This is a genomic window from Corynebacterium sp. LaCa_282, assembly GCF_057198125.1.
Map to the genome: position 1 here is coordinate 1,653,599 of NZ_CP191095.1, position 13,524 is coordinate 1,667,122.

Below are 13,524 nucleotides of genomic sequence, written 5' to 3' on the forward strand. Positions count from 1 at the left end.
GTGAGAACCTTATGTGTACTGGCGGTGTTTATTCCTGCGCCGATTCCGCGATTTCAACGGCTTGGCCAATGTAATTAGCTGGATTTGTCAGGGACTCAAAGTCCAACTTTTCCTTAAGGCCCGCGAGCTTCGGGTGGGCTGCGCAAAACTCTTCCAGGCAGGTGCCTTTTTCTCTATTTTCTCGGGCGAATTCCTGAAGAACATCGTGTGCGGCGCTGTGGCCAATATGCGGCGCCAGCTCCATCATGATTCCCTCAGTCATCAACGACACACCGGCGCTTTTTACGTTGTCTTCTAATGTCTGGACATCAAAACGCAAGCGAGGAAAGAGCTGGTCCAATTTTTCTAGCGCTCCATCGACTGCGACGAAGATTTGTGGAATCAGGTTGCGATGGACCTCGGATAGGCGATGATCGCGTTCAAAGGTAGCCGGAGCTTGTGTCAGCATGTTCGCCGCCATGCCGCTAGCCATGCTGGCTCCCACGGAAATTTTCATTGTGGCAAAGGGATTAAGTTTTTGCGGCATGGTGGACGAACCGGAAGTATGTGCATCCATATCCTCGCGAGCCTCGACCAGATCGGATTGCTGCATAGCAAAGAGATCTTCTGCAATCTTGGCCAGACTTTGCCCCAAGGTAGCCACTGTCGTCGCAAGCTCTGTCATGGTATCCGAGCTCGCATGCCATGAAATCGGCTGATAGAACAGTTCCAGTTCTTTGGCAAGGCGCTGGCTTAGCTCGGGGCCCTGTTCTCCAAAAGACGCCAGCGTACCTACAGCACCAGTAAATTGAATCTGTTCCGTGCGCTCACGCATCGCTTCCAAGCGTTCCCTGCTCCGGCGCAGTTCTGCATTCCACCGAGAAAAACGCGTACCCAAGGTCGTCGGCAATGCATACTGCCCATTGGTGCGCGCGACCATTAGCGTCCGGGCATGCTCGTGAGCAAGTTTTGCGGTAGCTGCAATAACGGCGTTCAAGCGTTCCAGCATTAGGTCAGTCGCTGCCTTGATCTGCAGGGCCCGCGCGGTATCCAAAATATCTTGAGTCGTCGCCCCGAAATGGACCCAACCGCGCTGGTCTTCCGGAATCGCCTCCCGCAACGCATCGAGAACAGCAACCGAAGGATTGCCAACCCCGCCGCTTTGGGCTTTTTCTATCAGCGCATTACTGGCGACTGCATTTTCTGAGATTGCCTCGGCAGCTTCCTGCGGGATGATTCCCATGTGTCCCTGCGTCCGCGCCATTGCCGCTTCAACAGCGAAAATCTTCCGTATAAGTTGCGCTTCTTCCCAGTGGGCTTCCATGTCCGCTGTGGCATAGCCTTTCTTCTGAAAAGACGAGTTCAGTGCGCCGATTCCCATGATAAATTCCTTACTTTTACAGATGTAGGTTGTGGCCCCAGAACTTGCTTAGAGCAAGACCAGGCTGGATACGATCATCACGACAAAGCCAACTCCCATTGGAAGCAGCGTGCGGCGAATAAGCTCGGTGGTAGAAATCCCTACGCCACCGGCAACGGAAATGATTACCCCGGAGACCGGGGACACCGCGCGGAATAGGCCGCTGGCAAACTCCATTGGGGTAATAACTGCTGCTGCCGAAGCGCCGAGTCCGCGGCTAACGTCAGGCACCAGGCTGGCAAAGGAAGAGAATGCGCCGACACCGGAACCGGTCAGGAACGTCACCAAACCCACAATCAAGGTGAATAGGAGGGTGATGACGATTGCGCCTGCACCGAGTTGCTGTCCTCCATCGATCAGCATGGAAATGGCGCCTGTGGCCGTTAAACCGGTGGCAAAGATTTGTGCCGCGATAATCAATGCGACGATGCCACCGAACATCTTTCCCATGCCCGTAAAAAGGATGTAGCTTGTTCGGTCGCGGTGGAAAAAGAACGGTGGCGAATGATTTCGCACAGCAAGGCTATGAGCCACACTATTACGAATGCTCCAACCGTGGTTAGCTCGATGCTGTCATTCACCAAGGGGCTAAAGATCACCAACAAGATAATGGGCAGTGCGAGAAATACCCCGTACCACTTCGGGCCAGCCTCGCCAGAACCATCGCCCAAGGTGTCGGTTTCTTTGTAGTCTTCCAAATCCCGCTTGTCGTAGTGCTGCTGCACGAAGTAGTGAGTTATAGCAATCGCAATGGCAGTGGGAATGGCCACGATCAGCTGATATTGGACGAAGTAGACGACAGGGGATAGATCAATGGTCCGCGCCGCCAGCACCGAGGTTCCCGAAGCTGGCCCCATAGGCAATGCCGAGGCGGATACGATGACCGCGCCTGCCGCCGCGGGGCTGACTCCTACCGCTTTTAATACCGGAAGCAAAAGCACCAGAAGCAAGATAGCGAGCCCAGCAGCGCTGGGGATAAACATGAAAAGCACCACGCCAAGGAAATACGTAAGAATGAGCGTGATGTAGGGGTGCTTGAATTTTGAGATTGGGGCGGCAAGCACCTCGACCAGTGCCTGCGAGGCGCCGATCTTATTCATATATGCCGAAAAGCCGCCGGCGGCCATGATAATGAGGCCGACGCCTGTTAATTGGCTACCAGCAACTTGTTCGAATATTCCGATGATGTCCAACCACCGGGAGCCGGTGGAGTCTTCCTCATCTAACACTCCGTAGCCTGCTTTGGCCGCGGTTGAAACTGCAATGAGAATAAACCCGGCGAGCAATAAAATGATGACAGGCTTATGACCTTTAACGAGGAAGTAGCCTGCCCCAATTGTGACTGCCAAGGCAAATAAAGCGAGTGCGATATTCATGCTGGGTTCCCTTCTGCCCACGCATTAGAATACTGTTATTTTTACAAACAATATTTTTTATATTCCACTTTCACACTAACACTAAATACCTATACCGCAACCGATGTCCATTAGTTATCCAGGTAACATTGTCTCCTGTTTTAATCCCTCAGGTTGTGATGACTTTTAGCTTGAACTAAACTCCCAGCGTGCTCATGGATCGCACCCACCCTTACCTATCCCCAGAAAGGTCCGTTTTCTCCCATGCTCAAGGGCTTTAAAGACTTCATTATGCGCGGCAACGTCGTCGAACTTGCCACCGCAGTCATCATCGGTTCCGCATTCACGGCGATCGTTACTTCCGTGACGGATTCCATCATTCAGCCGATCATTAACTCCTTCGGCTCCGCAGAGGTCGACGGTTTAGGCTTCCAAATCACCGATAATAAGTCCACCCTCGTAGACTTTGGCGCCGTCATTACCGCCGCGATTAACTTCCTGATCATCGCCGCAGTGGTCTACTTCCTCATCGTGATGCCGCTCAACAAGCTCACTGAAGCATCCAAGCGCCGCCAGGGTGTGGACCCAGAGGCACCGGCACCGACCTCGGAAGAACTCTTGGCAGAAATCCGCGATCTCTTGCAGGCTCAGAACGCGGACGCTGTCACCGCCGCAGATAAGGCACTTGGGGATGCCACTGCAACAGATACGATCGAAAACTCCACCGCGTCTGAGGGCAAGCACAGCCGCCACGACGACTAGTTCTTACTAAGCGCAGTTAAGCCCGTGTCCACCTTCGCAATGAGGGAGGACACGGGCTTTTGTTAAGACTGCTTCAGAATTTCCGGGCTCGGGACAAGGATGTGCGGGCTACCCGCCGTGGTGCGGCGGCTGATTCTCCCGGTAAAACTCTTCGCCGCGCTCGGCGGCTTGGGCGCCGTCGCCTTCCACTGCAGCATCATCGAGGGTAACGATGCGCTGGGCATCGGTGCCTTCTCCGCTTGCTAAGTCCTGCCCTACTGGGCGATCCGCGCTGCGGTCATATTCCGGCGCATCTGATTGCCGGAATACGCGCCTGCGCTGGCGACGTGATTGAGAGGTCATGGCAGTATCTCCACCCCTTTCCTTCGCATTATTGCACGCTGGATTCTTGCAATTGATCCACAAGGTGGTGGACCAGCGGGGTCAACGTGGCCATGCCGTCACGCACGGCAGCGCGCGACGGCGCAAGGTTGACCACGACGGTGGAACCAGAAACGCCCGAAATGCCGCGGGATGCGCACGCATCGACCGCGCCGCATGCCTGACCCGAAGAGCGCAAGGCTTGGGCCACGCCTGGCACCATCTTGTCGATGACCCCAGTGGTAGCCTCTGGGGTCTTATCGCGCGGGCTCACTCCGGTGCCGCCGACGGTAAGCACGAGATCTACACCGCCGACGACGCCAGTCTCAATGGCCTGCCGGATCTTGGATTTCTTCGAGCGCACAACCACCGAACCATCGATGCGGAAATTCGCCTCTGCCAAAAGTTCAGTAACCAATTTGGAGGTGCTATCTGAATTTTCGCCGGGATGATCCGTGACTATCACGACGAGCGCGCGGCGCGGCGCCGCCACCCGGTCCTCTTTCTCGCTGGCCAAAAGGTAGGCATCATCCGGCTCCGCCACATCCCGCAAAGCGTCTGTGGAAGCCGAATCCTCCAACCTGGTGGAGTCGGTCAAGTCTTGCTGGGAGTCTGCCATTTTTCTCCTTCAAAGAAACGTCGGGGGCGCAATGCGGACACGGCGCGGGCTGCGTTTTAATCTACTCGCCTGTCAGGGTTACCTCTACCTGACGAGTGTCATCCGAATGTCCATCGGATACTTCCAAGGTGACGGTCGCACCGAAGTCCTGGGAACGCGCGGCAGCGATAAGCGCATCGGCGTTTTCAATCAGCCGGTCATTGACGCGGGTGACGATATCGCCCTGCTTCAAACCTGCTTGATCCGCTGGTCCCCCTGGCTCGACCTCTGCAATGCGCGCGCCATTTCCGTCATCGCGCGCCAGGACCTTAACCCCCAAGGTGGGGTGGGTTACGTGGCCTTTATTGATGAGCTCATCAGCCATGCGCTTGGCAAAGTTGGAAGGAATGGCAAACCCGAGGCCGATAGATCCGCCCTCACCCGAGGTCTTATCGGACAACGATGCAATCATCGAGTTCATACCAACGATATTGCCCTCCATATCCACCAAGGGACCACCGGAGTTGCCGGGGTTGACGGCGGCGTCGGTCTGGATGGCATCGATAAGCGAGGACTCGCCACCCTGCTGAGATGCGCGCACCGGGCGGTTCTTCGCGGATACGATGCCGGAGGTCACCGTGGCATTGAGGCCGAGCGGCGAGCCGACGGCGACTACCTCTTGGCCAACCGCAACCGCATCCGAGTCGCCGAATTGCAGGTGCGGCAAGTCGTGCACGTCCTTGATCTTGATGATGGCAACATCCGTATTGGCATCGGAAGCCACGAGATCGGCTTCGTGCTTGCTGCCATCGTTCAAGGTGACCTGCATGATGCCGCCTTGCTCTGCACCGGCGATGACGTGGTGGTTGGTCAAGACGTAACCATCAGGAGAAATGATGGAACCGGAACCTTCCGCAGCCGAGGTCCGAGTCGCAGTCTGAATGGATACCACGGCCGGCAAAACCTTAGCCGAAACCGCTTCCACCGAGCCCTCCTCCGGTTCCTTACCCATACTATTGGCGGCCGGTTTACTATTGAGCGCCTCATTGACCACGGACGTACCGCTACTGGACTGGTTCTTGCCCACGACCACACCGGTAATGGAACCTGCAGCGATTGCCGCTACCGCAGCAATTGCCGTCGCGGCACCCAGCCCGATCTTCCTTTTCTCCTTTGGCTGCGGCGGCAAAGGCGTTACCCCAGGCACGGGCGGCTGGCCAGGCTGGTTATTCGCAGGCCCCTGCTGGGAGTAATCGCCCTGCTGGGTAGCGAAGCTAGATGTTTCCTCCTGCCCGCGGGTAGCACCCGGCTGAGTGCCACCAAAAAGGCGATTGCTGGGCGGGGTGTGCTGCGCGTGCCACGGTGCCTCGCTCCCGTGCGCGGAGGCTTGTGCCTCCTGCTCGTTGATGCGCGGCTGGTTCCAGCCTTGGGAATAGGTTCCGTTGGAATACGCGGATCCAGAATCCTGTTGGCCGCCGCGCGGCTGGTTATATGGCGTCTGCCCGTTACTCGTGCCGTAGGGATCCTGCGGGACACCGTGCGACCCACCATTATTGCCGCGGTTGTCATCATTCCTCATGTTCATAGGAACACTATGCCTCGCTTCGCTTAGTCACAACTTAAACTATTCTGCCAACCTACTAGAAGTTCCTGTGAAGTTACTGTAGGCGATAAGCTGGTCAAACTCACCACATTTGACGCCCTCTTGACACTCGCACGCGACTGCACCATTACCCCTATTAAGCATCCTTCCACCCTGCGGCGCGCACCACTGTCAACAGAATCACCGGGGCATAAAATCGACCCACCATCAGGTTAGTGTACCTTTATATTTAACTTAGGGTTAGCTTAGTTTTAACTTTAAGTTAATTTCGTTGAATCTTTACGACCCAAGGAGTAGGCAGTGCTGACATGGCTCAAATCTCCCCGCCCACGCCCTCAATTACCTAAAGAGGACGTTGACAAGAAATTCCCCCGGCTTCGTTTCCAGGTCTTTATGGGAATCTTCCTGGGTTACGCGGGCTTTTACCTCATCCGCAATAACATCTCCACCATCGCGCCGCTGCTGCTGGAAGATAACGGGACCATCGACAAGCCTGCAATCGGCATCATTAGTAATGCCGTGCTGATTTCTTATGGCTTATCCAAATTCTTTTCCGCCATGCTCGCGGACCAATCCAATGCGCGTTACTTCCTGCCCATCGGGCTGAGCTTGTCCGCGCTGATGAACCTGATAGTCGGGTTCGTCCCGTGGGTCTCTGCATCCGTAGGCGTCTTTGCCACCGTCATGTTCCTCAATGGCTGGTTCCAAGGCATGGGACACCCGCCATGCGGCCGCGTCATCGTGCAGTGGTTCTCTACATCCGAGCGCGGTTGGAAGGGCTCGCTGTGGAATACCTCGCACAATGTGGGTGCAGGCGTATTACCGCTGCTGGTAGGCGTCGGCTTGGCGATGACCAGCAATCAATGGCAGGTAGCCTTTTGGCTCCCCGCAATCGCGGCGCTGATCATCGCGGCCTTAGCTTTCCTGCTCATCCGCGATAATCCACCTTCAGAAGGACTGCCGACGGTCGATGAATGGCGCAATGATCCCGCCAAGGTTGCAGATATCCAGCGGCAAGAAGGCGATGGAATCTCCACCAAGGATCTCATTTTCAAATACGTCCTGCGCAATCGCATCATTGTCCTTCTGGCCATTGCCAACGTATTTGTCTATGCACTGCGCTACGGCGTGCTCAACTGGATTACGACGTACCTCGCCGAAGTCCACCACATGAACATCAATTCCGGTTTGGTCGCCTTCGGCGCCTTCGAGCTCGCAGGCCTGCTGGGCACCATTCTCTGCGGCTGGATGTCCGATAAGCTCTTCCACGGCAACCGCTCTAAGGTCATCTTGATCTTTATCTTGGCTACGGGCCTGTCCATCGCCGGCTACTGGCTGGCCCCCGTAGGCACCCCGTTCGCGGTCATGGTTATCTTCATCGCGCTCATCGGTGCCTTCATCTACGGTCCGGTTGGCCTCATTGGCTTACAGGCCCTCGACCTCTCCCCGCGCAATGTGGCAAGCACCGCTTCCGGCTTTACGGGCCTTTTCGGTTACCTGCTTGGTGCGACGCTCGCCTCGACCGGTGTGGGCTACCTGGTCAAGTACGCCGGCTGGAATGTCACCTTTATGGTCTTCCTGCTCTTTACTGTCCTCGTGTTGGCTATCTTCCTCTTTATTAATAAGGAAGAAGTGCGCCTCACCGAAGAACGCAAGGCCGCGCTTGAAGCATAAGCCTTCAACTTAGGAGCACGCGCTATTACTGCGCACTCTCCTTACACCGCCTGCCACCCACCCGGGATGGCAGGCGCTCTTTATTGCCCATCACCGGTGCCTAAAAAGGGCCTAAAACATCACAACCCCTCGCAGTTGCCAATAAGCAACTGGGAGGGGTGAGACTGAAAGCAGGCTTAGAACTGCTCTACGTCAACCAGGCCGAGCTTAGCGGCCTTGACCAGGCGGCGCGGGATGCGCACGGTCTGACCATCGATGGTGACTTCCTGGAGGGCGACGTTGTCAGCCTTCCACTGGGAACGACGTGCGTGGGTGTTCGCACGGGACTTCTTAAACTTAGGAGTTGCCATTTTCTCTTCTTCTCCTTACGCGTTCTTCTTCTTGCGGCGAGCCATGGCACCGAAGCGCTGGTTGAAGCGCTCGACACGGCCAGCGGTATCCATAACGCGCTGTGCACCAGTCCAGAACGGGTGGGACTCAGCAGTAACGTCAACGACGATGAGCGGGTACTCGTTGCCGTCTTCCCACTCAACGGTGCGAGAAGAGGTAGCGGTGGACTTGGTCAAAAAGGAGTGACCGGTACCAGCATCACGGAAGACCACTGGGTGGTAATCCGGGTGGATGTCTTTCTTCATAGATATTCCCTCAGGGTTGGACTACGGGTCGGTTCCGCACACTGAATAATGACGGTACGGATCGTGCCCGAGTTGGGATGAACAGTTACAGCTCGCCCGGCGCCACTAAGCGCGCCGACCGATAACCTGAATTATCCTACATTCCACCGCCATATATACGAAATTGCTCACCTGCAGCAACCACAGTCGCCACAGGCGCACATCTACGCCCCATTCGTTATAGTAAGCTTTCGAATCTCCCCAATGCGTTAGGCAGTGCTGCTTGATCATCGACGCAAAGCCGACGGCTTAATGCGCGAGGCTATCGCGACAGCGATTAGGTATATCGCGAGTAAGGCTGTAAGATTTGCTCTTGCTGTTGTCAAAATATACGTATTACGCCCCGTCTACTGGTTTTTGACGACGATGCCGCACCTGCTCACACCTCACTTTTTGAGCACTGCCACCCTCACACGGCAGTCGGCACGTAGTCGTTTATAGCCACGATGTGGGCGGCTAGGAGAAAGAAGACCCATGTCGGCTATTTGCCAGGTAACGGGCCGCAAGCCGGAATTCGGCAAGCAGGTCTCGCACTCGCACCGCCGCACTTCGCGCCGTTGGAACCCCAACGTGCAGCGTCGTCGCTACTACCTGCCCTCTGAGGGCCGTACCATTACTCTGAATGTTTCCACCAAGGGTATGAAGATCATTGACCGCGACGGCATCGAGTCCGTTGTTGCCAAGATCCGCGCACGTGGGGAGAAGATTTAAGTATGGCACGTAACGATATTCGCCCAATCATCAAGCTGAAGTCCACTGCGGGCACCGGTTACACCTACGTGACCCGTAAGAACAAGCGCAATAACCCGGATCGCATCACCCTGAAGAAGTTCGATCCGATCGCCCGCAAGCACGTCGAATTCCGCGAGGAGCGATAATTCATGGCTAAGAAGTCCAAGATCGCTAAGAACGAGCAGCGCAAGGAAATCGTCGCCCGCTACGCGGAGCGTCGCGCTGAGCTCAAGAAGATCATCAAGAACCCGAACACCCCGGATGAGGAGCGTTTGGAGGCTCAGTTCGAGCTGAACCGCCAGCCTCGTGACGCTTCCCCAGCCCGCGTTCGTAACCGCGACGCAGCCGATGGCCGCCCGCGCGGTTACCTCCGCAAGTTCGGCCTGTCCCGTGTCCGTATGCGCGGCATGGCTCACCGTGGTGAGCTGCCGGGCGTTCGCAAGTCCAGCTGGTAAAGGGGTAATTGCACAATGGCTAATAAGCGCAATAACCAAAAGAAGTTCCGTATGGAGCAGAGCCGTCGCCCGAAGAAGAACCCTTTGAAGGCTGAGGGCATTGAGAAGGTGGACTACAAGGACACCAAGACTCTGCGTCTATTCATCTCGGATCGCCACAAGATCCGTTCCCGTCGCGTCACCGGCTTGACCCCGCAGCAGCAGCGTCAGGTTGCTACCGCAGTCAAGAACGCACGCGAAATGGCTCTCCTGCCGTTCACCACCCGCTAAACAGTAGCTGGGTATCAACAGCGCACTTTTGCCGCTGGCAAGTGTGACACGGTAAAAGAACCATAAGCTTTCGCCGCCCCGCCTTTCGAGGTCAGGCGGCGAAAGTCGTTTTCGGGGTATTCTTTGGCGCTACGCCGCAAACGCCAGTTCCCACGCCAACACCAGCCGCAAAGCTCCTCCGCGAAAGCCCACAGGCACGGACGCGACGAACCCACTGCACACTCCCCCGAGCGCTACTGCGCAATTGCATAAATGTTACATTTATAGCAATCCTGCGCCGCACAACTTTTAGATGCGCACCGCTTTGCAATGAGTGAAAGGCAGTGACTGTATGGCCCTGCATCAATCCCTTCTCGATCTTTCGGAGCTTGCTCCCCATTGCCAGTCCCGGGCAACCGCTCGCGGCTTATTGGCGGAAGCGCAAGATGTCTTGCGCAATGCGGTAGCGCACCAGGACGATGAGATTGAATTAGCCAACTGGTTTTCGCGGCTGCTGACAGATATCGTGCGCGCACCAGGCGTGGATGCGGATATCCGCTTAACCGGCGCGGCGGCGCGCGGGGATCAGCTACCCAGCATGCCCATCGAGTGGATGGGAGAAGACAGCGACTTGGAGTCCGTCTTTCGCGATGTGGGGCTTGAGGTACATCAAGCGGCCGGTTCCATGGCAGCGCGCGTCGATGCCGGCCTGCCTTTAGGCCGCGGCGGTGAACAGGCTTTGTTGGAGGAGGCGTTGTCCCAGCGTCCGCCTCTGCTCCAGCGCGTTGGGGGTTTGCCCGATCGCAACGCGGCCGTGGATATCAAGTCCATGCTGTTATCCCCCATCGCCGCCATTGCGCGCTGGGCGGCACCGGGCCCGCGTCCCACGGTCGATCGCCTCGCCATTGGCCAAGAGCGCGGGATGCTCACCGCGGAGGACGCAGAAACCCTCGACCTTGCGTGGCGCACTGGGTATTCGGTAGAAATGCGCCGCTGGTACGACAATGTGCACGGCCGTGAATCCGTCCTGCAAGACCTGCCACCACTGGAGCGCACGGCCTACGGCACAGCCTGCCGCATGGTGTCTGCGACCTTCGAGTCCATCTCCCAACGCACCGCGGACGGCGCACATTAAAATCGCCACAAAGTTTTTGTGGCTACGCATGCGATCCGCGTCGGCGGGCTGCAGGGCTGTAGAGTTGTTGAGTAAAAGCATTTTCTGCTGAGAGAAAGGAGGCGTCCGCCGCATGTCAGGAAACGTCGGTAGGCCGCGTAAACATAGCCCCCGCCGCAGAGGCAATAGCGCCCGGGAAGAGATTTTGGACGCCTCCTCAGAGTTATTTACCACCCAGGGCTTTGCCACGACGTCGACCCACCAAATCGCGGACGCGGTGGGCATCCGGCAGGCATCGCTGTACTATCATTTTCCCTCCAAGACGGAGATTTTCCTCGCGCTGCTTAATTCCACCATTGAGCCCTCGCTGGAGCTTGCCGATGAGCTGGTGGATTCCGATGCCGAGCCGGAGCAGCGCCTGTGGTCCCTAGTCGCCGCGGAATCGCGCCTTTTGCTCACCAGCGGTTGGAATGTCGGCCGGTTGTACCAGTTGCCGGTGGCCAATTCGCCGGAATTTTCGGAGTACCACAGCTCCCGCGAGCGGCTGCAGAGCCACTTCCGCACCACCGCCGCCGCCATCGTGGGCGAAGCGGATCCGCGCATCGAGTTGCCCTTCCACATCGCGTTGTCTGTCATCGAGATGCGCCCCAATAACGGCACGCCTCCTTACGCCGCGGCCCAGTCGGTTCCGGAGACTGCCGCCATGCTTGCCGATGCCGCCCTTGCCGTCCTCGGAGCCACCGTCCCCGAGGACGCCGAAGCCATGACCCTTGAGCTGCTGAAGAACCGGAATGACTCGATCTCTGCGGCCGCGGCGGCCGCCGCAGACCGCAAGAAGAAAAAGTCTCGCTAACCTATTCCTTGTGGCGTCGCTAACCACTTACTAGTGGTTAGCGTTGCCAGGAATCGGTAAAGTCCGCAGTTGCGGCCAATCCACCGCCTTCGCGCACGCTAATGCCGCTGGGGGTTACGACGATGGTCGAGGGCGAGGCGTCCACGTAGTAGTTACCGCCGTCTTGGCCAATAATCGACCCGGTGAATTCGCCGCCGAAAATGGTCGACCGATAGGTCAGGACGTTTCCCTGATTCTCACAGATGATGGCCCTGCCGTCTGGGCCTTTGCCGGCGAAGACGACGCGCTCATAGCGGTGGCAATTGGCGTAGGTATTGGTATCGGTCCACCCGTATTCACCTAGGCCGTCGATGAGTTCATTTCCGCCGCCATTATTGTTCTTCGGTGGCTGCGCCTGTTCCTGTTCGGTTTCGGTCACCGTCACCACGGGTGGTTCTTTCTTTTGGGTTTCCGGGGATTTTGTCGCCGTAGAGGTTTCTTCGGTGGAAGTCTCCGTCGTACTTTCGACGGTGGTCATGCCGCCATCGCCGGAAAAGTCGGGCTGATCCCCATCCGTGCTACTGCTGCAGGCGCTTAAAACGATGCCCGCGGTCGCTACCGCGCCGAGGTGCAGCCCCCAACGCAAACGTGGAGTTAGATGAAAGTGCGGCATGATAAGTCCTTTCTCATAAGCCGGAAGTGGGGCTAACAAGCTGGGGTGGGCCAAGCTATTTCGGCCTTGGAGAGATCGAGCGCCGTGCCCGAAAGTAATGGTTGGGCGGAGGCGTACTGACCATCCGGGGCCGAGGCGATGAGTGCTACCGCCACCTCGCGGCCGCCGATGGTGGCAAGACCCATCTGCCGCACATCATAGCCGCCGGCGATATCTGGCCCCCAGCCGCCTTTGAGGGCGGCACCCTCTAGGTTACGCAGGCCATAGCTTTGGGCGGGGTCGGGCGTAGACATCGCGGTGAGGATGGGTTCGGCACCGTTGACGCAGCGCAGCTTTGCCATGAACGCGGCCTGGTCGCCCACGCTCCACTGCGTTTGCCCGAAGGCGCTAAATTCCGGGCGGGTGACCTGGCTTTGTACCTGGGTGGTGGTATCGCCGGCCTCGGCAAGTACCTGTTGGGCGGCCTGGGCGGCTTGTGCGCCGCCACCGAGTGCGTCCCAGGCGGATTGCGCCGCCGCATTATTGGAATAGGTAATCGCAGATGTCACCACGTCGGGGCCGATGAGCCCTGCGCGATGGGCGGCGATGAGCACCGGCACCTTGGAGGTGGACCAGGCGGTTTCGGGCGCAGTGCGCCCGGCGGCAACGGTAGTGGTGCCATCCGATACCGCGATGCCTACATTGCCGTAGTTAGCGGCGATGCGGTCGAGCTCGCGCTGCAGGTCACCAGCCACAGCCGCCCCGCCATCTTCGGCAGCTTTCGCGGCATCGGATTGGGCATCGGCCGGCGCAGCCTCATCCTGCGCTGCGGCATCGCGAGGGCTATCCGCCGTATCCGCCCTATCCGTCGCGCTCTCCATAGAGCGCGAGGTTGTCTGCTTGGCGATGCCCGGCTCTGATTCCGTACCCTGCTCGCCCTGCCCGCACGCGCTAAGACACAGCGCCCCCGCCACAAGTAGGCCGCCGAGCGCCATGCGCTTCGGTGCAGTACGCCTCGGTGCGGTGCGGGTGGGTGCTAGCATGGCCAGGATCCTTAGGTTTCAG

General features: G+C 57.8%; 16 protein-coding genes and 1 pseudogene. 8 read left to right on the forward strand and 9 right to left on the reverse strand.

Translation table 11 applies throughout. The annotated features are described in order from the left end of the window. Positions 1-28: 28 nt before the first annotated feature. Both ACP8KU_RS07730 and dcuC read right to left on the reverse strand, forming a co-directional pair. Positions 29-1,360, reverse strand: coding sequence for a lyase family protein (locus ACP8KU_RS07730; protein ID WP_237800443.1), 1,332 nt, complete (start codon positions 1,358-1,360; stop codon positions 29-31). A 48-nt stretch (positions 1,361-1,408) separates the two neighbouring features. After that, positions 1,409-2,775, reverse strand: a pseudogene (gene dcuC / locus ACP8KU_RS07735) (C4-dicarboxylate transporter DcuC). A 243-nt stretch (positions 2,776-3,018) separates the two neighbouring features. Between dcuC and mscL the strand changes: the two are divergent. Next, positions 3,019-3,516: a large-conductance mechanosensitive channel protein MscL gene (gene mscL / locus ACP8KU_RS07740; protein WP_484483557.1), complete on the forward strand. Its 498-nt coding sequence runs from the start codon at positions 3,019-3,021 to the stop codon at positions 3,514-3,516. A gap of 108 nt (positions 3,517-3,624) precedes the next feature. On the opposite strand, the gene ACP8KU_RS07745 is transcribed toward mscL, so the two are convergent. From ACP8KU_RS07745 to ACP8KU_RS07755, 3 genes are all read right to left on the reverse strand, one after another. Further along, positions 3,625-3,858, reverse strand: a complete 234-nt coding sequence (locus ACP8KU_RS07745; RefSeq protein ID WP_284644133.1) for a hypothetical protein — start codon at positions 3,856-3,858, stop codon at positions 3,625-3,627. Between the two features lie 28 nt (positions 3,859-3,886). Further along, positions 3,887-4,495, reverse strand: a complete 609-nt coding sequence (locus ACP8KU_RS07750; protein ID WP_005279920.1) for a MogA/MoaB family molybdenum cofactor biosynthesis protein — start codon at positions 4,493-4,495, stop codon at positions 3,887-3,889. 61 nt (positions 4,496-4,556) lie between these two features. Beyond that, entirely contained in the window at positions 4,557-6,059 is a 1,503-nt protein-coding gene (locus tag ACP8KU_RS07755; RefSeq protein ID WP_284609577.1) for a S1C family serine protease, read from the reverse strand. Positions 6,060-6,377: 318 nt separating this feature from the next. Between ACP8KU_RS07755 and ACP8KU_RS07760 the strand changes: the two genes are divergently transcribed. Beyond that, positions 6,378-7,751 (forward strand): MFS transporter, encoded by a 1,374-nt coding sequence (locus ACP8KU_RS07760; RefSeq protein WP_278722702.1) that lies wholly within the window; start codon positions 6,378-6,380, stop codon positions 7,749-7,751. A 176-nt stretch (positions 7,752-7,927) separates the two neighbouring features. Here ACP8KU_RS07760 and rpmF read toward each other — a convergent pair whose 3' ends face one another. Then, entirely contained in the window at positions 7,928-8,101 is a 174-nt protein-coding gene (gene rpmF / locus ACP8KU_RS07765) for a 50S ribosomal protein L32 (RefSeq protein ID WP_005279913.1), read from the reverse strand. A gap of 15 nt (positions 8,102-8,116) precedes the next feature. After that, on the reverse strand, positions 8,117-8,386 hold the full coding sequence (locus tag ACP8KU_RS07770; protein WP_005279912.1) for a type B 50S ribosomal protein L31: 270 nt from the start codon (positions 8,384-8,386) through the stop codon (positions 8,117-8,119). 513 nt (positions 8,387-8,899) lie between these two features. Here ACP8KU_RS07770 and rpmB point away from each other — a divergent pair. The 6 genes from rpmB to ACP8KU_RS07800 all read left to right on the forward strand — a co-directional run bounded on the left by rpmB (position 8,900) and on the right by ACP8KU_RS07800 (position 11,828). Next, on the forward strand, positions 8,900-9,136 hold the full coding sequence (gene rpmB / locus ACP8KU_RS07775; RefSeq protein WP_005279911.1) for a 50S ribosomal protein L28: 237 nt from the start codon (positions 8,900-8,902) through the stop codon (positions 9,134-9,136). A 2-nt stretch (positions 9,137-9,138) separates the two neighbouring features. Then, complete coding sequence (gene rpmG / locus ACP8KU_RS07780; protein ID WP_005279910.1) at positions 9,139-9,303, forward strand: 50S ribosomal protein L33; 165 nt, start codon at positions 9,139-9,141, stop codon at positions 9,301-9,303. A gap of 3 nt (positions 9,304-9,306) precedes the next feature. Next, positions 9,307-9,612 carry a 30S ribosomal protein S14 gene (rpsN, locus tag ACP8KU_RS07785; RefSeq protein ID WP_005279906.1) on the forward strand — a complete coding sequence of 102 codons (306 nt, stop codon included), beginning with the start codon at positions 9,307-9,309 and terminating at the stop codon, positions 9,610-9,612. A gap of 15 nt (positions 9,613-9,627) precedes the next feature. Continuing rightward, a complete protein-coding gene (rpsR, locus tag ACP8KU_RS07790; RefSeq protein ID WP_005279904.1) occupies positions 9,628-9,882 on the forward strand; it encodes a 30S ribosomal protein S18 in 255 nt (84 codons plus the stop codon). A 331-nt stretch (positions 9,883-10,213) separates the two neighbouring features. Continuing rightward, positions 10,214-10,996, forward strand: coding sequence for a putative nucleotidyltransferase substrate binding domain-containing protein (locus ACP8KU_RS07795; RefSeq protein WP_484483558.1), 783 nt, complete (start codon positions 10,214-10,216; stop codon positions 10,994-10,996). Between the two features lie 112 nt (positions 10,997-11,108). Continuing rightward, complete coding sequence (locus tag ACP8KU_RS07800) at positions 11,109-11,828, forward strand: TetR/AcrR family transcriptional regulator (RefSeq protein WP_484483559.1); 720 nt, start codon at positions 11,109-11,111, stop codon at positions 11,826-11,828. Positions 11,829-11,865: 37 nt separating this feature from the next. On the opposite strand, the gene ACP8KU_RS07805 is transcribed toward ACP8KU_RS07800, so the two are convergent. Both ACP8KU_RS07805 and ACP8KU_RS07810 read right to left on the reverse strand, forming a co-directional pair. Next, the gene (locus ACP8KU_RS07805; protein ID WP_484483560.1) at positions 11,866-12,480 is read right to left on the reverse strand and encodes a hypothetical protein; all 615 of its coding nucleotides are present in this window, start codon (positions 12,478-12,480) and stop codon (positions 11,866-11,868) included. Positions 12,481-12,512: 32 nt separating this feature from the next. After that, the gene (locus ACP8KU_RS07810; protein ID WP_484483561.1) at positions 12,513-13,502 is read right to left on the reverse strand and encodes a hypothetical protein; all 990 of its coding nucleotides are present in this window, start codon (positions 13,500-13,502) and stop codon (positions 12,513-12,515) included. Positions 13,503-13,524: the final 22 nt, after the last annotated feature.